This is a genomic window from Vibrio sp. Y176, from assembly GCF_033438945.1.
This window is the reverse complement of record NZ_JAWOQS010000838.1, coordinates 1-590: the sequence shown is the minus strand read 5'-3', so window position 1 is coordinate 590 and position 590 is coordinate 1. Positions and strand designations below refer to the sequence as shown.

The window sequence follows — 590 nt, the reverse complement described above, 5'->3', positions numbered from 1 at the left end:
CTTGATGGTTTAATCATCATCTGACATTGAACACTTATCATTCATGGTCAAGACTCATGATTGAAATGACACAACTTTATTGTCAGCCGTATAAGTAAAAAAACGAGGAGAGCGCGTATGTGGAAAACAGTAACAATTGGGGCAATGGCGCTTTTGATGGCCGCTTGTACGACAGTAACAACAGACGTGGATAAACAAGCGGGCTTCGCTTCTTATACAACGTTTGATTTTGGTAAACAAAATGATGCTCCAGCAAGTATCGATGGACGCCGTATAGAACAAGGTTTGGCTGCTCAACTGGAATCGAAGGGGCTTTCTCGAGTTGCAAGTGGTGGTGATTTATACGTTCATCACGATATCGTTGAGGAGTCGGAGTTGGTATCGTCTGGTTCTTCTTTTAGCGTCGGTTATGGATGGAACAGCTTCGGTGTGATTACATCAAGCCCTGAACGATATAAAGAACGCAAATACGGGAAGTTAGTGGTAGAGCTGGTGGATAGTAAGGCGAACCAAGTTGTGTGGAAAGGCGTTTCAAGCCGCAAGTTAACCGAATCAATGAGTACTGAGAAAAGGGAAAATTTGATCACAGA

Annotated in this window: 1 protein-coding gene; it reads left to right on the top strand. The window is 43.2% G+C overall.

Features of this window, described 5'->3' with window-relative positions; genetic code table 11:
* Positions 1 to 117: 117 nt before the first annotated feature.
* Positions 118 to 590, top strand: a 473-nt coding sequence (locus R7O13_RS28945; protein ID WP_318305473.1) for a DUF4136 domain-containing protein, incomplete at its 3' end; no start/stop codon positions are given.